This window comes from Paracoccus sp. SSK6 (assembly GCF_039770665.1).
Lineage (GTDB): Bacteria > Pseudomonadota > Alphaproteobacteria > Rhodobacterales > Rhodobacteraceae > Paracoccus.
Genome location: NZ_JBDPNJ010000029.1, coordinates 1 through 23,815 on the forward strand (window position 1 = coordinate 1; position 23,815 = coordinate 23,815).

The 23,815-nt window shown below is 67.0% G+C and carries 27 protein-coding genes, 2 tRNA genes and 2 pseudogenes; 21 read left to right on the forward strand and 10 right to left on the reverse strand.

Annotated features, from left to right (window positions below; translation table 11 throughout):
- Both AAIL68_RS14480 and AAIL68_RS14485 read right to left on the reverse strand, forming a co-directional pair.
- Positions 1 to 236 (reverse strand): annotated as a pseudogene (locus tag AAIL68_RS14480) (hypothetical protein); the annotation flags it as partial.
- Between the two features lie 92 nt (positions 237 to 328).
- Positions 329 to 1,132: an RNA methyltransferase gene (locus tag AAIL68_RS14485; protein WP_347140460.1), complete on the reverse strand. Its 804-nt coding sequence runs from the start codon at positions 1,130 to 1,132 to the stop codon at positions 329 to 331.
- 123 nt (positions 1,133 to 1,255) lie between these two features.
- Here AAIL68_RS14485 and AAIL68_RS14490 point away from each other — a divergent pair.
- The 5 genes and pseudogenes from AAIL68_RS14490 (at position 1,256) to AAIL68_RS14510 (ending at position 3,022) form a co-directional block, all read left to right on the forward strand.
- A tRNA-Tyr gene (locus tag AAIL68_RS14490) sits at positions 1,256 to 1,339 on the forward strand.
- A 66-nt stretch (positions 1,340 to 1,405) separates the two neighbouring features.
- A pseudogene (locus AAIL68_RS14495) lies at positions 1,406 to 1,582 on the forward strand (DUF6538 domain-containing protein); the annotation flags it as partial.
- A gap of 54 nt (positions 1,583 to 1,636) precedes the next feature.
- Positions 1,637 to 2,032: a hypothetical protein gene (locus AAIL68_RS14500; protein WP_347140493.1), complete on the forward strand. Its 396-nt coding sequence runs from the start codon at positions 1,637 to 1,639 to the stop codon at positions 2,030 to 2,032.
- 80 nt (positions 2,033 to 2,112) lie between these two features.
- The gene (locus tag AAIL68_RS14505; protein ID WP_347140461.1) at positions 2,113 to 2,541 is read left to right on the forward strand and encodes a hypothetical protein; all 429 of its coding nucleotides are present in this window, start codon (positions 2,113 to 2,115) and stop codon (positions 2,539 to 2,541) included.
- A gap of 307 nt (positions 2,542 to 2,848) precedes the next feature.
- Positions 2,849 to 3,022 (forward strand): tyrosine-type recombinase/integrase, encoded by a 174-nt coding sequence (locus AAIL68_RS14510; RefSeq protein ID WP_347140462.1) that lies wholly within the window; start codon positions 2,849 to 2,851, stop codon positions 3,020 to 3,022.
- A gap of 39 nt (positions 3,023 to 3,061) precedes the next feature.
- Here AAIL68_RS14510 and AAIL68_RS14515 read toward each other — a convergent pair whose 3' ends face one another.
- Positions 3,062 to 3,565 (reverse strand): hypothetical protein, encoded by a 504-nt coding sequence (locus AAIL68_RS14515; RefSeq protein WP_347140463.1) that lies wholly within the window; start codon positions 3,563 to 3,565, stop codon positions 3,062 to 3,064.
- Positions 3,566 to 4,281: 716 nt separating this feature from the next.
- Positions 4,282 to 4,358 (reverse strand) — tRNA-Arg (locus tag AAIL68_RS14520).
- Between the two features lie 97 nt (positions 4,359 to 4,455).
- On the opposite strand from AAIL68_RS14520, the gene AAIL68_RS14525 reads away from it, so the two are divergent.
- The 11 genes from AAIL68_RS14525 to AAIL68_RS14575 all read left to right on the forward strand — a co-directional run bounded on the left by AAIL68_RS14525 (position 4,456) and on the right by AAIL68_RS14575 (position 13,195).
- The gene (locus AAIL68_RS14525; RefSeq protein ID WP_347140464.1) at positions 4,456 to 5,475 is read left to right on the forward strand and encodes a LacI family DNA-binding transcriptional regulator; all 1,020 of its coding nucleotides are present in this window, start codon (positions 4,456 to 4,458) and stop codon (positions 5,473 to 5,475) included.
- A 42-nt stretch (positions 5,476 to 5,517) separates the two neighbouring features.
- On the forward strand, positions 5,518 to 6,327 hold the full coding sequence (locus AAIL68_RS14530) for a S49 family peptidase (RefSeq protein ID WP_347140465.1): 810 nt from the start codon (positions 5,518 to 5,520) through the stop codon (positions 6,325 to 6,327).
- A complete protein-coding gene (locus AAIL68_RS14535; protein WP_347140466.1) occupies positions 6,324 to 6,461 on the forward strand; it encodes a hypothetical protein in 138 nt (45 codons plus the stop codon). The genes AAIL68_RS14530 and AAIL68_RS14535 overlap by 4 nt, the downstream gene beginning before the upstream one ends.
- Before the next feature lie 298 nt (positions 6,462 to 6,759).
- The gene (uvrC, locus tag AAIL68_RS14540; RefSeq protein WP_347140467.1) at positions 6,760 to 8,634 is read left to right on the forward strand and encodes an excinuclease ABC subunit UvrC; all 1,875 of its coding nucleotides are present in this window, start codon (positions 6,760 to 6,762) and stop codon (positions 8,632 to 8,634) included.
- Positions 8,635 to 8,897: 263 nt separating this feature from the next.
- Positions 8,898 to 9,272 (forward strand): hypothetical protein, encoded by a 375-nt coding sequence (locus tag AAIL68_RS14545; protein ID WP_347140468.1) that lies wholly within the window; start codon positions 8,898 to 8,900, stop codon positions 9,270 to 9,272.
- 92 nt (positions 9,273 to 9,364) lie between these two features.
- Positions 9,365 to 10,000, forward strand: coding sequence for a CDP-diacylglycerol--glycerol-3-phosphate 3-phosphatidyltransferase (gene pgsA, locus AAIL68_RS14550; protein WP_347140469.1), 636 nt, complete (start codon positions 9,365 to 9,367; stop codon positions 9,998 to 10,000).
- Positions 9,990 to 10,241, forward strand: coding sequence for a molybdopterin converting factor subunit 1 (gene moaD, locus AAIL68_RS14555; RefSeq protein ID WP_347140470.1), 252 nt, complete (start codon positions 9,990 to 9,992; stop codon positions 10,239 to 10,241). Before pgsA ends, moaD begins: the two co-directional genes overlap by 11 nt.
- Positions 10,242 to 10,245: 4 nt before the next feature.
- Entirely contained in the window at positions 10,246 to 10,680 is a 435-nt protein-coding gene (locus tag AAIL68_RS14560) for a molybdenum cofactor biosynthesis protein MoaE (RefSeq protein WP_347140471.1), read from the forward strand.
- Positions 10,674 to 11,192, forward strand: a complete 519-nt coding sequence (locus AAIL68_RS14565; RefSeq protein ID WP_347140472.1) for a hypothetical protein — start codon at positions 10,674 to 10,676, stop codon at positions 11,190 to 11,192. Before AAIL68_RS14560 ends, AAIL68_RS14565 begins: the two co-directional genes overlap by 7 nt.
- A 65-nt stretch (positions 11,193 to 11,257) precedes the next feature.
- Complete coding sequence (locus AAIL68_RS14570) at positions 11,258 to 12,628, forward strand: glutamate--cysteine ligase (protein WP_347140473.1); 1,371 nt, start codon at positions 11,258 to 11,260, stop codon at positions 12,626 to 12,628.
- Positions 12,629 to 12,796: 168 nt separating this feature from the next.
- Positions 12,797 to 13,195 (forward strand): hypothetical protein, encoded by a 399-nt coding sequence (locus AAIL68_RS14575; RefSeq protein ID WP_347140474.1) that lies wholly within the window; start codon positions 12,797 to 12,799, stop codon positions 13,193 to 13,195.
- Here AAIL68_RS14575 and plsY read toward each other — a convergent pair.
- The 6 genes from plsY to ccmI all read right to left on the reverse strand — a co-directional run bounded on the left by plsY (position 13,192) and on the right by ccmI (position 17,975).
- Positions 13,192 to 13,776 carry a glycerol-3-phosphate 1-O-acyltransferase PlsY gene (plsY, locus tag AAIL68_RS14580; RefSeq protein ID WP_347140475.1) on the reverse strand — a complete coding sequence of 195 codons (585 nt, stop codon included), beginning with the start codon at positions 13,774 to 13,776 and terminating at the stop codon, positions 13,192 to 13,194. The genes AAIL68_RS14575 and plsY overlap by 4 nt on opposite strands.
- Positions 13,773 to 15,047, reverse strand: coding sequence for a dihydroorotase (gene pyrC, locus AAIL68_RS14585; protein WP_347140476.1), 1,275 nt, complete (start codon positions 15,045 to 15,047; stop codon positions 13,773 to 13,775). The genes plsY and pyrC overlap by 4 nt, the downstream gene beginning before the upstream one ends.
- Positions 15,044 to 16,006, reverse strand: coding sequence for an aspartate carbamoyltransferase catalytic subunit (locus tag AAIL68_RS14590; RefSeq protein WP_347140477.1), 963 nt, complete (start codon positions 16,004 to 16,006; stop codon positions 15,044 to 15,046). The genes pyrC and AAIL68_RS14590 overlap by 4 nt, the downstream gene beginning before the upstream one ends.
- 126 nt (positions 16,007 to 16,132) lie before the next feature.
- The gene (locus AAIL68_RS14595) at positions 16,133 to 16,300 is read right to left on the reverse strand and encodes a DUF1289 domain-containing protein (protein ID WP_347140478.1); all 168 of its coding nucleotides are present in this window, start codon (positions 16,298 to 16,300) and stop codon (positions 16,133 to 16,135) included.
- On the reverse strand, positions 16,297 to 16,767 hold the full coding sequence (gene ruvX / locus AAIL68_RS14600; RefSeq protein ID WP_347140479.1) for a Holliday junction resolvase RuvX: 471 nt from the start codon (positions 16,765 to 16,767) through the stop codon (positions 16,297 to 16,299). Before ruvX ends, AAIL68_RS14595 begins: the two co-directional genes overlap by 4 nt.
- A complete protein-coding gene (ccmI, locus tag AAIL68_RS14605; RefSeq protein WP_347140480.1) occupies positions 16,764 to 17,975 on the reverse strand; it encodes a c-type cytochrome biogenesis protein CcmI in 1,212 nt (403 codons plus the stop codon). Before ccmI ends, ruvX begins: the two co-directional genes overlap by 4 nt.
- 148 nt (positions 17,976 to 18,123) lie before the next feature.
- On the opposite strand from ccmI, the gene AAIL68_RS14610 reads away from it, so the two are divergent.
- The 5 genes from AAIL68_RS14610 (at position 18,124) to AAIL68_RS14630 (ending at position 23,749) form a co-directional block, all read left to right on the forward strand.
- The gene (locus tag AAIL68_RS14610) at positions 18,124 to 19,386 is read left to right on the forward strand and encodes a sarcosine oxidase subunit beta family protein (protein ID WP_347140481.1); all 1,263 of its coding nucleotides are present in this window, start codon (positions 18,124 to 18,126) and stop codon (positions 19,384 to 19,386) included.
- Positions 19,387 to 19,477: 91 nt separating this feature from the next.
- On the forward strand, positions 19,478 to 19,732 hold the full coding sequence (locus AAIL68_RS14615) for a hypothetical protein (RefSeq protein WP_347140482.1): 255 nt from the start codon (positions 19,478 to 19,480) through the stop codon (positions 19,730 to 19,732).
- Positions 19,733 to 19,960: 228 nt separating this feature from the next.
- Positions 19,961 to 20,311 carry a sarcosine oxidase subunit delta gene (locus AAIL68_RS14620; protein WP_347140483.1) on the forward strand — a complete coding sequence of 117 codons (351 nt, stop codon included), beginning with the start codon at positions 19,961 to 19,963 and terminating at the stop codon, positions 20,309 to 20,311.
- Positions 20,308 to 23,238 carry a sarcosine oxidase subunit alpha family protein gene (locus AAIL68_RS14625; protein WP_347140484.1) on the forward strand — a complete coding sequence of 977 codons (2,931 nt, stop codon included), beginning with the start codon at positions 20,308 to 20,310 and terminating at the stop codon, positions 23,236 to 23,238. Before AAIL68_RS14620 ends, AAIL68_RS14625 begins: the two co-directional genes overlap by 4 nt.
- Positions 23,231 to 23,749 (forward strand): sarcosine oxidase subunit gamma family protein, encoded by a 519-nt coding sequence (locus AAIL68_RS14630; RefSeq protein WP_347140485.1) that lies wholly within the window; start codon positions 23,231 to 23,233, stop codon positions 23,747 to 23,749. The genes AAIL68_RS14625 and AAIL68_RS14630 overlap by 8 nt, the downstream gene beginning before the upstream one ends.
- Positions 23,750 to 23,815 lie beyond the last annotated feature (66 nt).

Sequence of the window (23,815 nt, forward strand, 5' to 3'; positions counted from 1 at the left end):
CCGCCGAAAGCCGGCGCGAAGCTGCGCGGGTCGGCTTCGAAGCGGCTGCGATTCTCCTCGCTGGCGAAATGCCAGACCTTGCCCTTCCAGGTGGTGGCGATGTCGCCGCGTCCAGGAAGGGCGCGGCCGCTTTCCAGAAAGCCCACGGCATCGAAGCCGTCGATGGCCCAGTCCTGGGCAAGGGCCTGGGCGGCAGGGGCGCAGGCAAGCATCACGGAAAGGATCAGCGGTTTCATGGGCCGGACGGTTTTTTCAGCAGGACGCCTAGATGGCAGCGCCCGCCCCGATTCTCAACGCCCGCGTGCAGATTGTCGCAGCGATGTGATCCTTATGCCCTGCTGGCGGCATAAAGCGCCACCGCCGCCGCGTTCGAGACGTTGAGCGATCCGAAATCCGCCGCAAAGGGAATGCGCGCGACATGGTCGCAGCTTTTCATCGTCAGATCGCGCATCCCCGGCCCCTCGGCCCCCAGGACCAGGCAGACGGCCCGCCCCGGCAGGGTGCCCAGCAGGTCGGGCAGGGGCGTGGTCCCGGTCCCGTCCAGGCCGATCAGCGTGAAGCCCATGCCTTTCAGTTGCGACAGCGCCTCGGCCAGGTTGGGGACGCGCAGATAGGGCTGGCGCTCCAGCGCGCCGGACGCGGTCTTGGCCAGGGCGCCGGTTTCGGGCGCGGAATGGCGGGCGGGGGCGATCACGGCGCGGGCGCCGAAGACCTCGGCCGACCGCAGGATGGCGCCGATGTTGTGCGGATCCGTCACGCGGTCCAGCGCCACGAGCAGCGGCCGTGTTTCGCCCGCGGCTTCGCGCAGCGCCACGTCGCTGAGCCCGCCCCATTTCAGCGGACGCACCTCCAGCGCGGCGCCCTGGTGGACGCTGTCGGGCGCCAGCGGCACGGCACGCCCGAAGATGCGGGGATCGGTGATCTCGGGCGCCATGCCGTGCAGGTCGCCCAGCCGGTCCAGGGCGTTGGGTGTCACCACCAGCCGCAGCTTGTCACGCCGGGGATTGGCCAGCGCGTCGCGCACGGCGTGCAGGCCGAACAGCCACACCGTTTCCGCCGCGGCCGCGCGGCGCGCCCGTTCCTTGTCGATCACCCATGTGGGCTTCTTGGGCTTTCCCGGTTGTTCGGCCATGCGCAGGATCCTTGTCGCTTGGCCCTTCATGGCGCGCATGGCCCGTCGGACGCAAGGCCCGGAAATCCGCTTGACGCCCCGTCCCCGGCCCGCTAATGACCCCCCACGCCGAGAGCGTTCGGCGGGCGACGTGCTGCAAGGTGCGGCAGCGGACTGTAACTCCGCCGGGGAGACCCATGCCTGGTTCGATTCCAGGGTCGCCCACCATTTCCCCCAATCTCAAGTGCTTGAAGGCTGGCTTCATCTGGTGCGCCACATAAGTGAGCCACAAGGATGCGCCTTGCCGGCTATTTGAGCCGTTCCCGACACGGGGTCTTTTACTTCCGGTGGCCGATCCCGGCGCGGCTGCATCCCGCCCGGCAGCGCAGCCATGTGCGGCTATCGCTGCGGACCCGCTGCCCGGCCACGGCAGAACGGTTGTCCCGTGTATTGGGGCTGGCTGGACAATCCGCGATTGAGGCGGCATCTGCCCGGGGTATGAGATACGATGAGATCAGGAGGCAGGTGGCCCAGCACTTCCAAGAGCAGCTAGCTCGGTTCAAAGCTGGCGTGATGGAAAGCGGCCCGCCTGACGCAGATCGCCAAGTGCTGATGCGGAACATCCGCGTCATGTTGGGCCGGAACTGGTCTGCTCATGCAGATCAGATAGGGGCGGATCAGGCTGCGCAGCAGGTGCGGGCGTTCTGTGAGCATCGCGGGATTGATCCCGACAGCCTTGCCCCGAATGTGCGGCAAGGGCTGAATGAGGCGCTGATGCATGGCGTCGGTGCGTTCTGGCAGGAGGCTGCCGGGTTTCTGGACAGCTTGGAACGGTTCGATTTGAACCCCGCACTCCCGGCAGCGGCTGCGGCTGATCCTGCCGATGCCCCGCCACCCATGTCAGCTATCAGGATGTGCTAGCGGAATACCTGACGGAGTTGCAGCGAACAGGGCAAGTCAGGGGAAAGACAGCAGACAGCAAGCGCGAGGCGCTAGCTTTGTTGGGCGAGATCACGGACCGCAAGCCCGTTGCCGCCATGACCAAGGCCGACGCCAGACGGGTGAAGGACGTACTGCTGCGCTATCCCAAAAACCGGAACAAGATGGCCGCTACCAAAGGCAAGCCGCTGTCTGACGTGCTGGACCTGCCCGGCGTGGACACTATCGCCACACGTACCGTTAACGCGTATATCAGCGCCTTGCAGACTTTCTTTGGCTGGGCCGTATCACACGGTCACGCTTCCGAGAACATCTTTGACGGCACAAGAGTGAAGCTGTCGAAGCGCGCTAGGGACGATGGCAGGCAGGCTTTCACCGACGATCAGTTGAAGCTGCTGTTCATGCATCTTACCGAGAACCCCGATAGACTGGTGCGCAATCAAGATCACAAGTGGATCAGTCTCATTGGTATGTTTACCGGATGCGGTTGAACGAGATAGCCCAGCTTGATCTTGCTGACATGCAGCAGGGTGACGACGGGTTGTGGTTCATTCGCGTGACCGATGAGGGAAGCCCGAACAAGCGCCTCAAGAACAGCGCGTCCCACCGCCTTGTCCCGCTGCATGACCGCTTGGTTGCCGCTGGACTGCCCGCGTTCGTGGAGGATCGCCGCAAGAGAGGCAGTGCGCGCCTGTTCCCTGCGTTGTCTTACAGCACACAGAACGGTTATGGCCGCAATCCGGGACGATGGTTCAACGACAGCCTATTGCCTGCGCTGGGGATGCAGGATGCGGGCTGGTGTTCCACAGCCTGCGGCATACCGTGGCGACTAAGCTGGCTCGGGCCGATGTTCCCGACACACAAGTCAAGGCTGTGCTGGGCCATGAGCAGCAGGGCGTTACGTTCAGCACGTACTTCCATGGCTTCCGGCCTGCGCAACTCAAGGCGGCAATCGACAAGTTCGAGTTCTAAGGATCAGCGGGTCATCTGGCTATCGTCGCTGCCTGCTGCCTAGATGTCCCATCCCTTCGGCTTGCGCTTCTCTGGTGCAGGCGGGTTGCCGATCTCGATCACGGTTGAGCCGTCAGGACGCAGGGCAACCGCACTTGGCGTCAGGCCGCATTGCTGGATCAGCCGCAACGTGTTCTCGATCTGCCGTGGGTGCGCCCGCACTGTGCGGCGGGGCTGTGAGGCAGGCGGGGCCACGTCCGCAACAACCGGCACGGTGCACAGAAGCTGCACAAGGGCTGCCAGTGCCGCCTGCATGTCATCGGGGGCGATCTGGTTCACCGGGGGCACTGCCTGCCGGGATGCCCGGCCATCCAGCCTTGCCAATCCGGGGTGATCCGGGTCGGGGAACTGATCCAGCACGGCATCGCTTGTGGCAGGACCGGCATCTTCGGACCCCATGGGGAAGCCCATCGCAGCCAGATCATCCTCCAAGGTTTGCCCGGTGTTCTGCCCGGTCGGCTGCGCAGGATGGGCGGGCCGGTTGGTATTCCAATGCTGCTTCATATCAAGATGCCTTTGGTAGATCCTGTGCGGGCCGTACAGCGCCCTTGTCGGTTTCAGGTAGTCGGGTAGCGGCAGGATGCCTTACAGGCACCACAGGCGCAGCAGGGCGGCGCTGTAGCAGGGCTAATCCGCAGTCGGCCGCACGGCGGTAGAATAGCTGCCGCAGGGCGCGCTGGTGGAAGAACTCAATGCCGCACTCGGCTGCCCTGCTGGCAATGGCATCGTGCAGCCATGAGTTCGTGACGGGCCGGGCATCCAGTGTACACCAGACAGGGGCCGATTGTCGGACTGATCCGGCACTGCGAATATTTCATGAGCCGCCAAGCCTACAAGCAGTCTTATCGGCTGCTCGACCAAAACATGGTTTTCTTTGAGAATGAGGCTGATTACTGGGAGGTTCGCAGCAGGCTGGCAACGGCTTGTGGTCACGTAGCACGCGCTCGGGACAGCGAAGCGCGGGCACAAAGCCTGCGCACTGCATGAGCTTGCTGGCCATGATGCAGCCCGCGACGATTATTTTCCGCACTTCGCATACGTCCGCCGGACACTTCACGTCCGCCGCTGCCACTGAAACCCCAGAACGCCTCAGAAACATCGTGTACGGGATTTGTACGGGCTGATCCCGGATCCACCAGTTTTGTTCGCGTAAAATTCTGCATCGAAGCTTTTCGGCGGGATAACGAACGGACCTAAGTTCATAACTTTATTAGGCAATCTGGTGACCCCGACAGGACTTGAACCTGTAACCTGCCCCTTAGGAGGGGGCTGCTCTATCCAGTTGAGCCACGGGGCCGCCACAGTCCTTTTGACCGCAGATGCGCGGTTTGGCAAGGTTGTCGCGGTGGGTGCCGTCCGCTAACATCGCGCAAAGACCTGATCCCCGGTGCCCGATGAATGCCCCCAGACCCCGCCGCCCCCTGACGCTCCGCGATGTATCCGAGGCATCGGGCGTATCCGAGATGACTGTCAGCCGCGTGTTGCGCAACCGGGGCGATGTCTCGGCGGCGACGCGGGAAAAGGTGCTGACGGCGGCGAAGACGCTGGGATATGTCCCCAACAAGATCGCGGGCGGGCTGGCCAGCCAGCGGGTGAACTTGGTGGCGGTGGTCATTCCGTCGCTGTCGAACCTGGTCTTTCCCGACGTTCTGGGGGGCGTGTCGGCCGAACTGGACGATACCGGGCTGCAGCCGGTGATCGGCGTCACCAACTATTCCCCTGCGCGCGAGGAAATGGTGCTTTACGACATGCTGTCCTGGCGACCCTCCGGCGTGATCCTGGCGGGGCTGGAACACAGCAAGGCATCCCGCGCCATGCTGGCCAATTCCGGCATTCCGGTGGTCGAGATCATGGACGTGGACGGCGAGGGGATCGACACCGTCGTGGGCATTTCCCACCGCCGCGCGGGGCGCGAGATGGCCGCGCGGATCCTGACTGCGGGCTATCGCCGGATCGGCTTTGTCGGCACCCACATGCCCGAGGATCACCGCGCCCGCAAACGCCTGTCGGGCTTCGAGGAAGGCCTGGCCGAGGCGGGCGTTTCCCTTGAGGCGCGCGAGTATTACCAGGGCGGATCGTCGCTGCTGAAGGGGCGCGAACTGACCGAGCGGATCCTGACCCGCGCGCCGGATCTGGATTTCCTTTATTTTTCCAACGACATGATCGGGGCGGGCGGGCTGCTGCATTGCCTGGACAAGGGCTATGACATTCCGGGCCGGATCGGGCTGGCGGGCTTCAACGGCGTCGATCTGCTGGAAGGGCTGCCGGTGCGGCTGGCCACGACCGATGCGCGGCGCGTCGATATCGGGCGGCGCGCGGCGCGGCTGGTCGCGGGCAAGGATGCCATCCCAGAAGGGCGCATCGTCGCGCTGACGCCGACCTTCCTGCCGGGCGATACCATCCGTGCGGCATGACGCCGCTTGCGATGGGGCAGGGGCGTGATTAACTCTGCCGCCATGCGTATTCCCTTTCTTGACCGTCTGACGAACAAGGGCCCCCGCGTGTCGGTGGTCCGGCTGCATGGCGCCATCGGCATGGCCGGGCGCGGCGGCGCGCTGTCCGATGCGGCGCTTGCCCCGGTGATCGAGCGCGCCTTCCGCAAGGGCAGGCCGGTGGCCGTGGCGCTGTCCATCAATTCGCCAGGCGGATCGCCGGTGCAATCATCCCTGATCGCGGCACGAATCCGGCGGCTGGCGGATGAGACGAAGACCCCCGTCCACGCCTTTGTCGAGGATGTCGCGGCGTCCGGCGGATACTGGCTGGCCTGCGCGGGGGACAAGATCTGGGCCGACGAAAGCTCGATCCTGGGGTCCATCGGGGTGATCTCGGCAGGCTTCGGCTTCCAGGATCTGATCGCCCGCTGGGGGATTGAACGGCGCGTGCATACGGCGGGCCGGTCGAAATCGACGCTGGACCCGTTCCGCCCCGAGCGCCCCGAGGATGTCGAGCGCCTGCACGACGTGCTGGAACCGATCCACCAGGCCTTCAAGGACCATGTGACCGCCCGGCGCGGCGACCGGCTGGCGGGCGACCGCGACCTCTTCACCGGTGAATTCTGGGCCGGGCGCCAGTCGGTCGATCTGGGCCTTGCCGACGGCATTGCCCATCTGGTGCCGCAGATGAAGGCGCTTTACGGCGACAAGACCCGCTTCGTCGTCCATGCCCCCCGCCAGTCGCTGTTCCGCAGGCTGGGCCTGTCGGCGGGCACGGTGCTGGATGCCGCACAGGAACGCGCGGCCTTTGCCCGCTTCGGTGCCGGGGGATGAGCGTCCGCATCGTCATCCTGTTCCTGCTGGTCATGGTGGCGCTTGTGCTGCTGCGCGGCCCGGCCTTTCGCCGGGGAGTGGGGCGGATGCTGGGGATCCGGCCAACGCGTCGTCCGGCCCGGCGCCGCGACTGAAGCCGATCTGACCCGACGGCATTTGTCCCCGGTCAGGTAAGATCCGTCAAGCAAGGGGCTGAAACTGCGCAAGTTTCGTCAATCGGCAGCGACCATAAAAATTTTCTTTTTGAAATCAAACGCCTGAATCTGTGCCTAAAAATACGGCAAAGTCATGGCAGTGTAACATTTACTGGATGGAACCCGTCAGGCTCACAGGACATCCACAAAATTATCCACAGCGCCGGTGGACAGCTTGCACCTTGCAATCGCGCCGGGGAACTTGCAGCCCGCCATGGGAATCACTTTCTTGACCGACATGACCCAAGACCTGCCCCCAGAGACCAGCCCAAAGACCGGCCATGCGCTGATCCAGGACTATCTGCGCCAGCTTGACCGCAGCCCCGGCGTCTATCGGATGCTGGATGCGCAGGGGGCGGTTCTCTATGTCGGCAAGGCGCGCGACCTGCGGGCGCGGGTGTCGAACTATGCCCGGCCCTCGGGCCATTCGGCGCGGATCGCGCGGATGATCCGCGAGACGGCCTCGATGATGTTCCTGACCACGCGCACGGAAACCGAGGCGCTGCTTCTGGAACAGAACCTCATCAAGCAGTTGAAGCCGCGCTACAACGTGCTGCTGCGCGACGACAAGTCCTTTCCGAACATCCTGGTCGCCAAGTCCCATGCCTATCCGCAGATCAAGAAGCATCGCGGGGCGAAGTCGGAAAAGGGCGATTACTACGGCCCCTTTGCCAGCGCGGGCGCGGTGAACCGCACGTTGACCCAGTTGCAGCGGGTGTTTTTGCTGCGCAACTGCACGGACGCGACCTTCGAATCCCGCACGCGCCCCTGCCTGCTGTTCCAGATCAAGCGGTGCAGCGCGCCCTGCGTGGGCCGGATCAGCGAAGCCGACTATGGCGCGCTGGTATCTGACGCCGAACGCTTCCTGCAGGGCAAGACGACCGCCATCCAGGCCAACCTGGCCCGCGACATGGCCGAGGCGGCCGAGGCGATGGAATACGAACGCGCTGCCGCGCTGCGCGACCGGATCAAGGCGTTGACCGCCGTGCAGTCGGTCCAGGCCATCAACCCCAAGCGCGTGGCCGAGGCCGATATCGTCGCCCTGCACATGGAAAGCGGCCAGGCTTGCGTGCAGGTCTTCTTCATCCGCGGCAACCAGAGCTGGGGCAATCGCGATTTCTATCCGCGTCTGGGCGGCGTGGAATCGCCTGCCGAGGTGATGCAGGCGTTCCTGTTGCAGTTCTATGACGACAAGCCGCCGCCCCGGATGATCCTGCTGTCGCATGCGCCCGATGAGCCTGACCTGACCCGGCAGGTTCTGTCCGAACGCGCCGCCCGGCGCGTCGTCATCGGTGTGCCCCAGCGGGGCGAGAAGTTCGAGCTTGTGGAAAACGCGCTGCGCAACGCCCGCGAAAGCCTCGCGCGGCGCATGTCGGAAAGCGCCACGCAACTGCGCCTGCTGGAAGGCGTGGGCGAGGCTTTCGACCTGCCCGCACCCCCGCGCCGGATCGAGGTTTACGACAACAGCCACATCATGGGCACCAATGCCGTGGGCGGCATGATCGTGGCGGGGCCGGAGGGCTTCATCAAGAGCCAGTATCGCAAGTTCAACATCAAGGGGGCCGAAATCACGCCCGGTGACGACTTCGGCATGATGAAGGAGGTGCTGTCGCGCCGCTTCACCCGCCTGCTGAAAGAGGATCCCGACCGCCAGACGGAAGCCTGGCCCGACCTGCTGCTGATCGACGGCGGCGCGGGGCAGGTGGCTGCCGTGGACGGCATCCTGGCCGAGCTGGGGGTCGAGGACATCCCCATCGTCGGCGTCGCCAAGGGCATCGACCGCGATCAGGGCAAGGAGGAATTTCACCGCCCCGGCCGTGCGCCCTTCGCGCTGCGCATGAACGACCCGGTCCTGTACTTCATCCAGCGCCTGCGCGACGAGGCGCATCGCTGGGCCATCGGCACCCACCGCGCCAAGCGCGCCAAGTCGGTGATGGCCAATCCCCTGGACGAGATCGCGGGCATTGGTGCCGCCCGCAAGCGCGCGCTGCTGGCGCATTTCGGCAGCGCCAAGGCGGTCAGCCGCGCGGGTCTGGCCGATCTGCAGGCGGTCGAGGGAATCTCGGCCGCCATGGCGCAGAAGGTTTATGACCATTTCAACGCCCGAGGCTGACGCGGCACCGCAGCGCGCCCGAGAAAATCGACCGGATTGATGTGGAATTATTTCCTGAACTTTGCAGGCGGGCGGGAACATCAATTCGGCTGCTTGCCCTAGCGTAAAGGATAAGCCGTGCCTTTTCAGTGGCTTGATCCTTCTGGGCTTGCCTTGCCTGCCAATCCGCCGCGATGCGGCACTGGCCGTACGGTATCTTGCTACCGCTCCTCTTGTGCAACATCACGCTAAGGTTGTGACTTGCTCAACCCAAGGAGGCCCTCATGCCCCGCGTGCTGGAACACGGCGCTGACTCACGGACCCCTGCGCTCGATCTGCCGAAGACCTTCGACACTGGTGACTGGGACGAGTTCAAACCCCACCTGACCCGGCTGGAGGCGGTGGTCACGGACGACTACATCTCGGGCAGCGACCCGGTCATCTGCGTGCGCGACGAGGATGGCCGCAACTGGACGGTCGAACTGGCCGGCCGGGCCCGCAATACGGAAATCGGCCTGACGGCAGGCGCGGCCCTGCCGGGCGATCCGGTCTGCGTGATCGGCCGCCGCACCCGCCATTTCGGCGAACAGCGCATCAAGGCCGTCCACCTGACCATCGCCGGCCGCCCGTTCGAGCTTTATCCCGGCGCCCTTGGCTGACGGCAGGATTGGCGGGCGGGATTGACCGGGGGGCGGCGCAAATCAGTGCGCCGCCCCTTTCCAAGTCCGGCGGCACGGACTAGCTTGCCCTCATGCGCTGGACAGTCCCGAATATCCTGACCCTTCTTCGGCTGGTCGCGGCTCCCGCCGTGCCGCTGATGTTCCTGTATTTCACGCGCCCCTGGGCCGATTGGGCGGCCTTGGCGCTGTTCCTGCTGGCGGCCATCACCGACTGGTTCGACGGCTATCTGGCGCGAAGCTGGCAGCAGGAAAGCCGCTTCGGCGCGGCCATGGACCCGATCGCGGACAAGGCCATGGTGGTGATCGCCATCGTGGTCATCACCGGCTATTCCGGCATGAACCCTTGGCTGATCCTGCCCGCCACCCTGATCCTGTTCCGAGAGGTCTTCGTGTCCGGCCTGCGCGAATTCCTGGGATCGAACGCGCGGCTGCTGAAGGTCACGAAACTGGCCAAGTGGAAGACCACCACCCAGATGGTCGCCATCTCGGTCCTGTTCCTGGGCACGGGGCTGGCCTATGTCGAACATGGCCGTCCGCCGCGCGTGGGCGAACCGGGGCTGCCGTGGTTCTCCTCCTCCTGGGCGGATCTGGCGACGCAGGTGGGGCTTTTGCTGGTCTGGATCGCGGCGATCCTGACGGCTTGGACCGGCTGGGACTATTTCGTGAAATCGCGCCCCTATCTGCGGGAACCGGGCCATGACGCTTGACGTGCTGTATTTCGCCTGGCTGCGCGAACGCATCGGCCAGCCACGCGAACGTATCGACACCGACGCCGCCACCGTCCGCGAGCTGATCGCAGACCTGGCCGCCCGCGACGACTGGCACGCGGCGGCCTTCGCGGACCTTGCCGCCGTCCGCTGCGCCGTGGACCAGCAACTGGCCGATCTGGACGCCTCCTTGGCTGGCGTGCGCGAGGTCGCCTTCTTCCCGCCCATGACCGGGGGTTGATCCCATGTCGGCCCGTGTCCAGACCGCCCCCTTCGACCTTGCCGCGGAACTCGCGGGCTTCGGCGCAGGGGCAGGGGCCATCGTCACCTTCACGGGCGTGGTGCGCGACGACACCGGCACCATGACCGCGCTGGAGATCGAGCATTACCCCGGCATGACCGAGCGCGCGCTGTCGGACTATGGCGCACAGGCCGCAGAACGCTTCACCCTCACCGGCTGGCGCATCGTCCACCGGTACGGACGCCTGGCCGTGGGTGAGCCGATCATGATGGTCGCCACCGCCGCCCGGCACCGCCATGCCGCCTTCCAGGCCGCCGATTACCTGATGGACTGGCTGAAATCCCGCGCCCCCTTCTGGAAGCGCGAGATCGGCCCCGACGGCGCCGCCCGCTGGGTAGATGCCAAAGCCAGCGACGAGGACGCCCTGTCGCGATGGTAGGTCCGCTGGTCCGGCCGGAATTGCGCGCCTGGACCGCCAAACGGTCCGAGGCCCTGGTGGCCGCCGCGATCCTTCTGGCCGGGCTGTGGCTGGCCCTGCGCGGCGGCTGGTTCTTTGCCGCAGTAGGGGGGCTGGTCCTGCTGGTGGGCCTGTCCCTGCTGATCGGGGCGATCCGCAGGCTGCCCTTCCGGCGCGGGATCGCCGCCCCCGGCATGGTCGAGGTGGACGAGGGCGCCATCCGCTATTACGGCGCCGCCGTCCTGGGCGGGGAAATCGCCCTGCGCGACTTGGTCGAAATCCGCCTGCTGCGCCTGAAGGGCCAGGGCCATTGGCGTCTGCGCAGCGCGAATGGAGAGGCGCTGCTGGTCCCCGTCGATGCGGCGGGATCGGAAGCCCTGGCCCATGCCTTCACCGCGCTGCCGGGCCTTGACATGGGCGCGGTTTCTGCCGCCCTGGCCCATGTCGCGGACCAGCCGGACGCCGTGCGCACCGTTTGGCGGAGGCGGGGTTGAGGCGGGTTGACTCGGCCCCCGCCGCTTGCCACCTGTGACCGGCAAGAACCAGAAAGGCCTCTCGCATGTCGATACCACAACAGGGCGGAGGCCCGATCGAAAGCCGCGACCAGTTGGCGGCCTATATCGCCAGCGGCGAAAAGCCGCGCGATGCTTGGCGCATCGGGACCGAGCACGAGAAATTCGGCTATGACAAGGCGAACCTGCAGCCGCTGCCCTATGAGGGCGCCTGTTCCATCCACGCAATGCTGACGGGCCTGCAGGAACGCTTCGGCTGGGTTCCCGTGTTGGAACAGGACAAGCTGATCGGCCTGGAGCGGAACGGCGCCAATATCAGCCTGGAACCCGGCGGGCAGCTGGAACTGTCGGGCGCGCCGCTGGAAACCATCCACCAGACCTGTGACGAGGTGAACCAGCACCTGGCCGAGGTGAAGGAGATCGCCGACCGCATCGGCGCGGGCTTCATCGGCCTGGGGGCGGCGCCGATCTGGTCGCAGGATCAGATGCCGATGATGCCCAAGGGGCGTTATCGGCTGATGACCGACTACATGGACCGGGTCGGCACGCTGGGCAAGCAGATGATGTACCGGACCTGCACCGTGCAGGTGAACCTGGACTTCGGCAGCGAAGCCGACATGGTTCAGAAGATGCGTGTGGCCTTGTCGCTGCAGCCCGTCGCCAATGCGCTGTTTGCCAACTCGCCCTTCCTCGACGGCAAGCCCAATGGCTGGAAAAGCTGGCGGGCACATATCTGGCAGAACTTGGACGCCGCGCGCACCGGGATGCTGCCCTTCGTCTTCGAGGACGGCTTCGGCTACGAGGCCTGGGTCGATTACGTCCTGAACGTGCCGATGTATTTCGTCTATCGCGACGGGAAATACATCGACGCCCTGGGCCAGTCCTTCCGCGACTTCCTGGATGGCCGCCTGCCCGCCCTGCCGGGCGAGGTGCCCACCCTGTCCGACTGGGCCGATCACATGACCACGGTCTTCCCCGAGGCCCGCGTCAAGAAATACATCGAGATGCGCGGCGCCGATGGCGGCCCCTGGCGCCGCCTTTGCGCGCTGCCCGCGCTGTGGGTCGGGCTGATCTATGACCAGGGGGCGCTGGATGCCGCTTGGGATCTGGTCAAGGGCTGGGATCACGAGACCCGCGAAGGGCTGCGCCGCGAAGCGGGAATTCACGCGCTGCAGGCCAGCGTGAACGGCATCCACATGCAGGATCTGGCGCGCGAGGTTCTGGCGATTGCCGAACAGGGCCTGAAGAACCGCGCCCGCACGGGTGCGGGCGGCCTGGTCCCGGACGAGACGCATTTCCTTAACGCGCTGAAGGAAAGCGTGGACAGCGGAAAGGTCATGGCCGACGAGCTGCTGGAGAAATACCACGGCGAATGGGCGGGCGACCTGACGCCGATCTATTCCGAATATTCCTATTAGGCGCGGACAAGGCCGAGCCCCGCGACGGGCCTGCCATGGCTGTGCCTACCCGCTTTCCGGCGGTCCTCAGCCAAGGCCGGACGCACGACAAAATGACCGGGGAAGGCTTGAAACCCACCGACGGCAGTGGCACCCCCATGGCAAAAATGGCTGGAAGGAACAGCACGGATGAAGGCGGATGTGATGGTGTGGGTGCAGCGGATCGTCGGCGCGGTCTTTGCGGTGGGCGTGGTCTCGCTGATCGGGGCTATCGCCACGCAGGTCGGCCAGGCCGAGGGATGGCCGCCGCTGCCGATCTTCTTGGGGCTTCTGGGGATCGTGGCGCTGATCCTGGCGGCCGGGGCTTGCCTGGCGCTGATCTCGCTGGCGATCTCGGCCCGGCGCGGGTCCGAGGCGCTGCGCCGGATCGCGGCGCAGGGGGCAGCGGCACCGGCCGCAATCAAGGCCACGCCTGTCCGCGTCTTCAGCCAGACACCCCTGCGCGAAGTCGTGACCGAGCCGCAGCCGGAACCCGCCCCCAGCCGTCCCGCGCGCCCCGTGGGCCGCGCCCTGGTGGCCGAGCGTTAACCCTTTTTCCCGATCCGGGGCTCGGTCCCGTCCAGAAGGCGGGCGATGTTCGCCCGATGCCGGACAAAGATCAGCACCGCCATGAACAGGCTGACGGCGATCAGGTCGGCGCGGCCCAAGCCCCAGGCGAAGACCGGCGACAGGGCCGCCGCCAGCAGGGCCGACAGGCTGCTGATCCGGCTGACAAGGGCGGTCAGCAGCCAGATGACGCAGGCGATCAGGCCCAGCGGCCAGTGCAGCGCGATCAGCGTGCCCAGGAAGGTCGCAACCCCCTTGCCGCCCTTGAAGCCCAGCCAGACGGGGAAGCAATGGCCCAGGAAGGCCGCGCCCCCCGCCAGCATCGCCGCCGTGTCGCCGCCGAAATGGCGCGCGATCAGCACGGCGATGGCGCCCTTGCCGGAATCCAGCAGCAGGGTCGCCAAGGCGGCAGGCTTGTTGCCGGTGCGCAGCACATTGGTCGCGCCGATATTGCCCGACCCGATCTTGCGCAGGTCGCCCAAGCCCAGGGCGCGGGCAATGACCAGTCCGAAGGGGATGGAGCCCAGCAGATAGCCGAAGAGGGTCCAGAAGGTCAGGATCATGCGTCACCTCCGAACACGCGGCGACCCGCGACCCAGGTGCCGATCACCCGGCCCTCCATCCGCGCGCCGTCGAAGGGGGTGTTCTTCGATTTCGACAAGAGCCGGAAGCGGTCCAGCACGAAGGGCGCATCCGGGTCGAACAGCACCAGATCGGCAGGGGCGCCCGGCGTCAGCCGCCCGCCCGGCAGGCCCAGCCGTTTCGCGGGGTTCAGTGACATCGCCCGCCACAGTTGCGGCAGCGACAGCCCGCCCTGATGGTAAAGCCGCATTGCCGCAGGCAGCAGCGTCTGCAGGCCCACCGCGCCGGGGGCGGCGGCCTCGAAGGGCAGGCGCTTGGATTCCTCGTCCTGCGGGGTGTGGAAGCTGGCGATCACGTCGATGACGCCCTCGGCCACGGCCTGAACCATGGCCAGCCGGTCATCCTCGGACCGGAGCGGCGGGGTGAAGCGGAAGAAGGTGCGGTAATCCCCAACGTCATATTCGTTCAGCGTCAGGTGGTGGATCGAAATCCCCGCCGTCACGTCCAGTCCCGCATCGCGCGCGCGGCGCAGGGCGGGCAGGGCACGGGCCGTGGTAATCTGGTCCGCGTGCCAGCGGCAGCCGGTCATCGCCACCAAGGCCAGGTCGCGGTCCAGCCCGATCACCTCGGCCATGGGCGAGACGGCGGGGATGCCATAGATCGAGGCGAACTTGCCGCTGGTGGCCGCCGCCCCGCGCGACAGGCCCGCATCCTGCGGATGGCCCACGATCAGCGCGCCGAGCCCCCGCGCATAGGTCATGCAGCGGCTGAGAAGGCGCGTATCCGCCACCTGCCGCACGCCATCGGTGAAGGCCACGGCGCCCGCATCGGTCAGGAAGCCGATCTCGACCATCTCGCGCCCTTCGCGGGCCTTGGTCAGGGCGGCCATGTGGCGGATGTTGACGGCGGCATCACCTGCGCGGCGGGTGACGAATTCCAGCGATTCCGGCGTGTCGATGGGCGGCATTGTATCGGGACGCGCGACGATGGTGGTCACGCCCCCTGCTGCGGCGGCAAGGCCCGCGCTGCGGAAGGATTCCTTGTGCCGCTCGCCCGGCTCGCCGATCTTGACGCCCCAGTCGATGATCCCCGGCGCCAGGACGCGGCCGTTGCAGTCGATGACGGTGGCACCCTCGGGGGCGTCGGCGTCGATGCCTTCGATCACGCCATCGCGGACCAGCAGGCTGCCAAGGGTATCTGTCTGCGCCTCGGGGTCGATCAGGCGGGCGTTGGTGAACAGCGTCGCGGTCATACCATCACCCCCGCCGCCGCTCGGCCCCGTTCGGCGCGCAGGTTGCGCGCCAGCAGGTCCAGCGCGGCCATGCGCACGGCCACGCCCATCTCCACCTGGTCCTGGATCACGCTGCGGTTGATGTCGTCGGCGATGGTGCCGTCGATTTCCACGCCCCGGTTCATGGGCCCCGGATGCATGACGATGGCGTCAGGCGCGGCGCAGGCCAGCTTTTCGGCATCAAGCCCGAAGCGGTGGAAATATTCGCGTTCGGACGGGATGAAGCCGCCGTCCATGCGTTCCTTCTGAAGCCGCAGCATCATCACCACGTCGGCACCGCGCAGACCTTCGCGCATGTCCTCGAACAGTTCGACCCCCATCTCTCCCGCGCCCGCTGGCATCAGGGTCGCGGGGCCGATCAGGCGCAGGCGGTTTTCCATCTTGCCCAGCAGCAGCAGGTTCGACCGGGCCACGCGGCTGTTGGCGATGTCGCCGCAGATGGCGATGGTCAAGCGGTGCAGCCGGCCCTTGGCGCGGCGGATGGTCAGCGCGTCCAGCAGCGCCTGCGTCGGATGCTCGTGCCGCCCGTCGCCCGCGTTGATGACGGCGCAGTTGACCTTTTCGGCCAGCAGGTTCACCGCGCCGCTGTTCGGATGGCGCACCACCAGCAGGTCGGGCTGCATCGCGTTCAGCGTCAGGGCCGTGTCGATCAGCGTCTCGCCCTTTTTCACCGACGATTGCGCGACGGCCATGTTCATCACATCCGCCCCCAGCCGCTTGCCCGCCAGTTCGAAGCTGGCCTGGGTGCGGGTCGAGTTCTCGAAGAACATGTTGATCTGGGTCATGCCTTGCAACGCGTCGGCGTGCTTCACGGTGCGGCGGTTCAGGGCGACGTAATCCTCGGCCAGATCCAGAAGGGTGACGATCTCGGGCGGGGAGAGGTGGTCGATGCCAAGCAGGTGGCGGGCGCGGAAGGTCATGGGCGGCCTTTTGGTCGGGTCGCCTGTTCTATCGCAGATGGCAGGTTGTGCGGCAAGCGGGGCAGGGGGCTGCCTGCCCCCCGCGCGTGCCGCGCGTCCCCCGGGGATATTTCGGCACAGAAGATGTTAGGTCTGGCGTGGCTTGCGGGCGGGCAGTTCGGCCATGATCCGGCGCCGCGCTTCCGGCGACAATCTGGACCAGGCGGCGATTTCGTCCAGGCTGCGCCAGCAGCCGGTGCAAAGCCCGGATGCGGGGTCGATCACGCAGACCTTGATGCAGGGGCTTTCGGTCATCCCCGCAGATACCGCAGCCGATCCAGCGCGCCTTGCAGGATATAGCCCGCCGCCACCTGGTCGATGACTTCGGCCCGGCGCTTGCGGGATGTGTCGGCTTCCAGCAGCGCGCGTTCGGCGGCGACGGTGGAGAGGCGCTCGTCCCAGAAGCCGATGGAGAGATCCGTCAGCCGTTCCAGGTTGCGGGCGAAAGCGCGGGTCGATTGCGCACGCGGGCCTTCGCTGCCGTCCATGTTGCGCGGCAGGCCCAGGACCAGCCCCACCAGCCCGCGATCCTTGGCGATGGCCAGCAGTTCGGCGGCATCCAGCGTGAACTTCCGCCGCCGGATCACCGTCAGCGGAGAGGCCACCTGCCGCAACCCGTCGCTGACCGCGACGCCGATGGTCTTGGTGCCGAGATCCAGCCCGGCGATGGCACCCATCGGGGGCAGGGAGGCGGCGAAATCGGCGATCTCGGGATGGATCATTCCGCCAGCCCCGCCTTGATGGCGGCCTGCCGCACGATCTCCAGCGCCTCGGGTTGCGAGGCGAAGCGCGTCTGCGCCTCGGTCCAGATCTCGCGCGCGTGGTCCGCCTTGCCGATCACCACCAGCGAGGAGATCAGCCGCGCCCATTCCTCGGGCGTGCCGCCCTGCTGGGCCAGCCGGGCCTCAAGCTGGCTGACCATGCCCGCGATCATCTGCTGGCGGTCCTCGGGCGACATGTCCTCGGCTGCGGCCATGGCTTCGGCATCGGGGCCGGGCATCGCGGCGGGGGGCACATAGTCGGGCTGGCCCGCCAGCCAGGCCAGGTCGGCGATGGCCGCGCGGATGGGCGCGATCCAAGGGGCGTCTTCCGGCCCTTCCTCCAGAAGGCGGCGCCAGACCGGGAAGGCGCGGTCGGGGCGGTCGTTCTGAAGCTGCAGCATCCCCAGCAGATAGCGGGCCTGCGGATGCGCGGGATCCTTGCGCAGGGCGCGGGCCAGCACCTCCTCGGCCTCGGGGGTGATGATGCCGCCCGCCGCCTCGACCATCAGGGCGGACAGGCGCACCAGTTCGGCGGGCGTGGCCTTGTCGCCGCGCAGATCGACCAGCCGCTGCTGCGCCTCGCGCGCGGCAGTCAGATTGCCAAGCCGCATCTCGTTCGTGGCAAGCAGAGTCAGGCCCTGCGGATCGTCGGGCTTCTTCGCCACCGCCTCGCGCAACTGCTGGATCAGGGCGGCATAGTCGGCGGGCACCTCGGGCGCCTCGCGCGGCGGGGCCTTGGCCTCGGCCTCGGCCTGGGCGGGGCGGCTGTCATAGGCTGCCTGGGCATCGGCGATGCGCCGCATGATCGGCAGGTCGTCGCGCCCCGGCTGGCCTTCGCGCAGATAGAGCGCCGCCGCCCCCGCGAACAGCAGGACCAGCAGCGCGGCCGCCAGCATCCCGCGCCCGCCCGCGCCGCCCGTTCCCGCCTGCGACAGGCGGCGGTCGGCATCCAGCACCTTGCGGCCGATCTCGGTCCGCAGGCGCCCGGCATCCTCGGGGGTGATCACGCCGCGCTCCAGGTCGCGCTCGACCTCCTTCAACTGGTCGCGGTAAACGCGCAGGTCGAAGGCCGCCACGGGCTCGGCCGCCGCGCGTCCGCCCCGCAGCAGGGGCGCCATGATGGCCAGGCCGACAATGATCGTGGTGGCGGCGCAGATGATCCAGAACATTCCAACCCTCCGGTTGGCCCACCTTTAGGGCGGTTTGACGGGCGCGGAAAGCGGCAGGCTGTCGCATTTTGACGTGATCGCGCCGCAACCCGTCTTGAGCCCGTGGCATCATCCCGCCATTCTGCGGCCAAGTCCAAGGGGGTTCCTGATGCCGTCACCGCGTGCCAGTCGCTATTCGGTCTTTGCCATCGCGCGCGAGGCGCTGCGCCAGCACCAGGGCTGGACCCGCGCCTGGACCAGCCCGGAACCGCGCGACCGCTACAAGGTCGTGATCGTCGGCGCGGGCGGGCACGGGCTGGCGACGGCCTATTACCTGGGCAAGAATTTCGGCATCACCGATGTCGCGGTGATCGAGAAGGGCTGGCTGGGCGGCGGCAACACGGGCCGCAACACCACGATCATCCGGTCGAATTACCTCCAGGATCCGTCGGCGGCGATCTATGACAAGGCCCTGAAGCTGTATGAAACCCTGTCGCAGGATCTGAACTACAACGTGATGTTCAGCCCGCGCGGGCTGATCATGCTGGCCCAGACCGAACACGAGGTCCGGGGCTACAAGCGCACGGTCTATGCCAACAACCTGCAGGGCGTGGCGACCGAATGGATCGAACCGAAGCGGCTGAAGGAGATCGTGCCGATCATCAATATCGACGGGCCGCGCTATCCGGTGCTGGGCGGGCTTTACCAGGCGCGCGGCGGCACGGCGCGGCATGACGCGGTGGCCTGGGGCTATGCGCGGGCCTGTTCCGACATGGGCATGCACATCATCCAGAACTGCGAGGTCACGGGGATCGAGACCGCAGGCGGCCAGGTCCGGGCCGTCAACACGACCAAGGGCCGCATCGGCTGCGACAAGCTGGCCCTAGTCGTCGCGGGCCATTCCAGCCAGCTGGCCCAGATGGCGGGCTTCCGCCTGCCCATCGAAAGCGTGCCCCTGCAGGCCATGGTGTCAGAGCCGATCAAGCCCTGCATGGACGTGGTGGTGATGGCCAACACCGTCCACGGCTACATGTCCCAGTCCGACAAGGGAGAGATGGTGATCGGCGGCGGCACCGACAGCTACAACGCCTTCACGCAACGCGGCAGCTGGCACCATATCGAGGAAACCGTGCGCGCCCTGATCGAGACCTTCCCGATGATCTCGCGCCTGAAGATGCTGCGGCAATGGGGCGGGATCGTGGACATGACCGGGGATCGCTCTCCGATCCTGTCCACCACGCCGGTGCGCAACATCTTCGTCAACTGCGGCTGGGGCACCGGGGGCTTCAAGGCCATTCCGGGATCCGGCTGGGCCATGGCGGAACTGGTGGCTCAGGGGCGGCCCGGCCCGCTGGCCGCCGATTTCGGGATGAACCGCTTCCGCGAGGGGCGCTTCATCGACGAATCGGTCGCGGCGGGTGTGGCACATTAGCCATGGTTGCATGCGCGCGGGATTTTCGGGGAACCCAAGGGGCACCGGGCTCATTGTCCGGTTACCGAAGGTTGAATCGAAAGGGACGAGAATGGCCGAACCCAACAGCAATCGCATGTATGTCATCATCGGTGCCATCGTCGTCGTGGTGGCGCTGCTGTTCTTCTTCATGTCGGGCGGCGACAATCCCGCAACCGACGCCACCGCGACCGGCGACGCGACCACGACCGCCCCGGCAACGACTGCCCCTGCGACAACCGCCCCGGCAACGACGACCACGGACCCGGTCGATGACGCCGTTGACGTGGAACCCGCAACGCCAGCCACTCCGGCCCCGGCCAACTGATCCACGCCGCGCCGGAACCGCCCGGCGCGCATCTTCTGTGAACAAATATCCGCGGGGGGTGAGCCGCGCCCGGAAAATGGTCCAGTGGATCTTTTTCAGCCGCGGACGCCTGCCGCTCCGTCAACAGGCCGGGGGCAGCCAGCCCCCGGCCTTCGCCCCCAAACCACCCGCAGCCATGTCGCTCGGGTGGTTTTCGCCGTCCACCATCCCCCACGTGTCGAGAACGCGATGCTGATCCTGACCTGCCCTTATTGCGGCGTCAAAGCCGAGGAAACCGAACTTGCGCCTGGTGGCGAGGCGCATCTGAAACGGATCGGCCCCGACGGCACGGCTGAGGAGTTCGAGGCCTATCTGTTCGCGCGCAAGAACATCAAGGGCGTGCATTTCGAACGCTGGCGCCATGCCTATGGCTGCGGCAAGTGGTTCCTGGCGGCTCGCGATACCCATAGCCTGCAGGTCTATGGCACCTACAAGGCGCAGACGGCCCACACGACGGACGAGATCGTCGCCAATGCCCGCCAGGCCCGCCCCGAATGGGTGCCCGACTGGCCCCAGGCATCCGAGGCGGTGGTCGCATGAGCCGCACGCCCCCCTTCCGTCTGCCCAAGGGCGGCCGCCTGATCGACCGCGCCTTCCAGCTTGCCTTCCGCTTCGACGGCCGCCACCTGCGCGGCATCCAGGGCGACACACTGGCATCCGCCCTGCTGGCCAATGGCCAGATGCTGATGGGCCGGTCCTTCAAGTACCACCGCCCGCGTGGGCCCCTCGCCTCGGGCGCCGAGGAGCCGAACGCTCTGTTCGGCCTGGGCCAGGGCGGCCGGTTCGAGCCGAACCAGCGCGCCAGCACCACCGCGCTTGTGGCGGGCATGGTGCTGCGCAGCCAAAACTGCTGGCCCTCGCTGGATGCGGATGTCGGCGCGATCAACAACTGGCTGTCGCCGCTGCTGCCCGCGGGCTTCTATTACAAGACCTTCATCCACCCGCGCCCCTTCTGGAAGCACGTGTTCGAGCCGATCATCCGCCGCAGCGCGGGGCTTGGCCGGGCGCCTGTCGATCCCGATCCCGACCGCTATGAACAGGCCTATGCCTTTGCCGAGGTGGTGGTCGTCGGCGGCGGCATAGCCGGGCTGACGGCGGCGCGCGATGCCGCCGACAAGGGCGGCCGCGTGATCGTGCTGGAACAGAACCCGGTCTGGGGCGGGCGCACGCCGACCGACCACGAGGGCGGCCAGGCTGCTATCGACGCGCTGCTGGCCGACCTGCGCACCTGCGACAACGTGACCCTGCGCCGCAACACTATGGCGACGGGGCTTTACGACCACGGTTATCTTCTGGCGCGCGAGGCCCTGGCCGATCACGACCCGAACCAGGGCATCCCCCGCCAGCGGTTGTGGCGCATCCGCGCGGGCCATGTGATCAGCGCCACCGGCGCGCTGGAACGCCCGCTGTCCTTCGCCTGCAACGACGTGCCGGGGGTCATGCTGGCCTCGGCCGTGCGCGATTTCATCAGTGATTACGGCGTGGCGCCGGCCCAGCGGATCGTGGTCGTCACCAACAACGACGACGCCTATCGCACCGCGTTGACCGCACAAGGTGCGGGGCTGGAGGTCGTGGCCGTCATCGACGCCCGCCCGCAGGCCACGGGCGACCTGCCGCAGGCAGCCCGCGCGGCGAATATCCCGGTGATGACCGGCAAGGCCGTGGCCAAGGTCAAGGGCGGCACCCATGTCGAGGGCGTGGCGATCTGCAACCAGTCGGGCAATGGCCGCGTGATCGGGACGCTCGATTGCGACGTGGTCGCCATGTCGGGCGGCTGGTCGCCGGTCGTCCACCTTTACAGCCACTGCGGCGGCAGGATCACCTGGGACGAACCCGAGGCGATGTTCCGCCCCGATCCTTCACGCCCACCCTTGGGCGCGGATGGCAAGGCCATGGTCACCGTTCTGGGCGCCGCCAATGGCGATCTGCGCTGCGCGGGCGACCTGGAACGGACCGAGGCGCCCACCATGCCGGTCTGGGTGATGCCGCAAAACGCGCCCTACAAGCTGCGCGCCAAGATGTGGCTGGATTTCCAGAACGACGTGAAGGTCAGCGACGTGGAACTGGCCGCCCGCGAAGGCTATGCCAGCGTCGAACATGCCAAGCGATACACGACGCTGGGCATGGCGACCGACCAGGGTAAGGTCAGCAACATCAACGGTCTGGCGGTGCTGTCGAACGCCCTGAATCAGCCGCTGGAAACCACGGGCACCACCACCTTCCGCCCGCCCTATACGCCCCTGACCCTTGGCACCATCGCGGCCGAGGCCAAGGGCGATGCCTTCCAGCCGCTGCGCAAGACGCCGATCCATGACTGGCATGTCAGCCATGGCGCGTCCTTCGAGCCCGTGGGCCATTGGCGCCGTCCCTACAGCTACCCGCGCGCGGGCGAGGACCGGCATGACGCCGTCAACCGCGAGATCCTGGCGGTACGCAAGTCCGTCGGCACGCTGGACGCCTCGACCCTGGGCAAGATCATCGTCAAGGGGCCGGATGCCGGGCGGTTCCTGGACATGATGTACACCAACATGATGTCCACGCTGCCGGTCGGCAAATGCCGCTATGGCCTGATGTGCAACGAGAACGGCTTCCTGATGGATGACGGGGTCGTGGCGCGCCTGTCCACTGATACCTGGCTTTGCCACACCACCACCGGCGGGGCCGACCGCATCCACGGGCATATGGAGGACTGGCTGCAATGCGAATGGTGGGACTGGCAGGTCCATACCGCCAACCTGACCGAGCAATATGCCCAGATCGCGGTCGCCGGACCCAAGGCGCGCGAACTGCTGCAGCGCCTGCCCGGCACCATCGACCTGAACCAGGACGCGCTGCCCTTCATGACCTGGGCCGAGGGCGAACTGGCGGGCATCCCCGCGCGCATCTATCGCATCAGCTTCTCGGGCGAACTGTCCTACGAGATCGCCGTGCCCGCCGGGCGCGGGCTGGAATTGTGGGAGCGGTTGCACGCCGAGGGTCGCGACCTGGACATCACCCCCTATGGAACCGAGGCGATGCATGTCATGCGCGCCGAAAAGGGCTTCATCATGATCGGGGATGAAACCGACGGCACGGTGATCCCGCAGGATCTGGGGCTGCATTGGGCGATCTCGAAGAAGAAGCCCGACTATATCGGCAAGCGCGCCCAGGCCCGCAGCTTCATGAAGGACGGGGGCCGCTGGCAGCTGGTGGGGCTGGAAAGCCTCGACGGCCGCGTGCTGCCCGACGGCGCCTATGCAGTCGAGCCAGGCGTGAACGCGAACGGCCAGCGCAGGACGCAGGGGCGCGTCACCTCCAGCTATCATTCGCCCACGCTGAACCGCCCGATCGCGATGGGGCTGGTGCGCCACGGCCCGGCGCGCATGGGGCAGGAGTTGGACTTCCCCATGCCCTCGGGCGAGGTGATGAAGGCGCGGATCGTCGATCCGGTCTTCTACGACAAGGAAGGAGCCCGTCTGAATGGCTGAGGCGCTTGCAACCATCGCCCGCATCGAAGGCCTGGGCATGATCGCCATCCGCGCCGATCTGGACCGCGCGGGCGACGCCATTGCCGAGGCTGCTGGCCTTACCATCCCCGGCCAGACCCGCATCGTGACCGATGGGAGCCGCAGCTTGGGCTGGATGTCGCCCGACGAATTGCTGCTGATTCTGCCCGCCACCGAACTGGCGGAGGCGGTCACGGCGCTGACCGATGCGCTGGCGTCGGAACATGCTCTGGTTGTCGATGTGTCGGATGCGCGGGCGGTCTTCGACGTGACCGGCCCCCATGCGGCGGACGTGATCGCCAAGCTGATGCCGGTCGATCTGGACGACCTGCCGCCCGACGGATTGCGGCGAAGCCGGGCGGCCCAGACGGCGGCGGCGCTGTGGCGCATCCCTGGCGGCTTCCGGCTGATCGGCTTCCGGTCCACGGCGGATTACCTGCGCCTGATTCTGGAAAACGCGGCCATTCCCGGCAGCCACTTGGCGCCGCGCTGATCTTTGCCTTGGCCCAAATATCCTCGGGGGGTCTGGGGGCGAAGCGCCCCCGGCCTGCGCCCCTGG

Excerpts from the sequence above, each read along its gene's own strand:
- AAIL68_RS14485 (WP_347140460.1), bottom strand. The coding sequence starts at position 1,132 with ATGGCCGAACAACCGGGAAAGCCCAAGAAGCCCACATGGGTGATCGAC.
- AAIL68_RS14530 (WP_347140465.1), top strand. The coding sequence starts at position 5,518 with ATGCGTATTCCCTTTCTTGACCGTCTGACGAACAAGGGCCCCCGCGTG.
- AAIL68_RS14545 (WP_347140468.1), top strand. The coding sequence starts at position 8,898 with ATGCCCCGCGTGCTGGAACACGGCGCTGACTCACGGACCCCTGCGCTC.
- AAIL68_RS14515 (WP_347140463.1), bottom strand. The coding sequence starts at position 3,565 with ATGAAGCAGCATTGGAATACCAACCGGCCCGCCCATCCTGCGCAGCCG.
- AAIL68_RS14625 (WP_347140484.1), top strand. The coding sequence starts at position 20,308 with ATGAGCCGCACGCCCCCCTTCCGTCTGCCCAAGGGCGGCCGCCTGATC.
- pgsA (WP_347140469.1), top strand. The coding sequence starts at position 9,365 with ATGCGCTGGACAGTCCCGAATATCCTGACCCTTCTTCGGCTGGTCGCG.
- AAIL68_RS14615 (WP_347140482.1), top strand. The coding sequence starts at position 19,478 with ATGGCCGAACCCAACAGCAATCGCATGTATGTCATCATCGGTGCCATC.
- plsY (WP_347140475.1), bottom strand. The coding sequence starts at position 13,776 with ATGATCCTGACCTTCTGGACCCTCTTCGGCTATCTGCTGGGCTCCATC.
- uvrC (WP_347140467.1), top strand. The coding sequence starts at position 6,760 with ATGACCCAAGACCTGCCCCCAGAGACCAGCCCAAAGACCGGCCATGCG.
- AAIL68_RS14610 (WP_347140481.1), top strand. The coding sequence starts at position 18,124 with ATGCCGTCACCGCGTGCCAGTCGCTATTCGGTCTTTGCCATCGCGCGC.
- pyrC (WP_347140476.1), bottom strand. The coding sequence starts at position 15,047 with ATGACCGCGACGCTGTTCACCAACGCCCGCCTGATCGACCCCGAGGCG.
- AAIL68_RS14560 (WP_347140471.1), top strand. The coding sequence starts at position 10,246 with ATGTCGGCCCGTGTCCAGACCGCCCCCTTCGACCTTGCCGCGGAACTC.
- AAIL68_RS14590 (WP_347140477.1), bottom strand. The coding sequence starts at position 16,006 with ATGACCTTCCGCGCCCGCCACCTGCTTGGCATCGACCACCTCTCCCCG.
- ruvX (WP_347140479.1), bottom strand. The coding sequence starts at position 16,767 with ATGATCCATCCCGAGATCGCCGATTTCGCCGCCTCCCTGCCCCCGATG.
- AAIL68_RS14595 (WP_347140478.1), bottom strand. The coding sequence starts at position 16,300 with ATGACCGAAAGCCCCTGCATCAAGGTCTGCGTGATCGACCCCGCATCC.
- AAIL68_RS14620 (WP_347140483.1), top strand. The coding sequence starts at position 19,961 with ATGCTGATCCTGACCTGCCCTTATTGCGGCGTCAAAGCCGAGGAAACC.
- AAIL68_RS14570 (WP_347140473.1), top strand. The coding sequence starts at position 11,258 with ATGTCGATACCACAACAGGGCGGAGGCCCGATCGAAAGCCGCGACCAG.
- AAIL68_RS14630 (WP_347140485.1), top strand. The coding sequence starts at position 23,231 with ATGGCTGAGGCGCTTGCAACCATCGCCCGCATCGAAGGCCTGGGCATG.
- moaD (WP_347140470.1), top strand. The coding sequence starts at position 9,990 with ATGACGCTTGACGTGCTGTATTTCGCCTGGCTGCGCGAACGCATCGGC.
- ccmI (WP_347140480.1), bottom strand. The coding sequence starts at position 17,975 with ATGTTCTGGATCATCTGCGCCGCCACCACGATCATTGTCGGCCTGGCC.
- AAIL68_RS14575 (WP_347140474.1), top strand. The coding sequence starts at position 12,797 with ATGAAGGCGGATGTGATGGTGTGGGTGCAGCGGATCGTCGGCGCGGTC.
- AAIL68_RS14525 (WP_347140464.1), top strand. The coding sequence starts at position 4,456 with ATGAATGCCCCCAGACCCCGCCGCCCCCTGACGCTCCGCGATGTATCC.
- AAIL68_RS14565 (WP_347140472.1), top strand. The coding sequence starts at position 10,674 with ATGGTAGGTCCGCTGGTCCGGCCGGAATTGCGCGCCTGGACCGCCAAA.
- AAIL68_RS14535 (WP_347140466.1), top strand. The coding sequence starts at position 6,324 with ATGAGCGTCCGCATCGTCATCCTGTTCCTGCTGGTCATGGTGGCGCTT.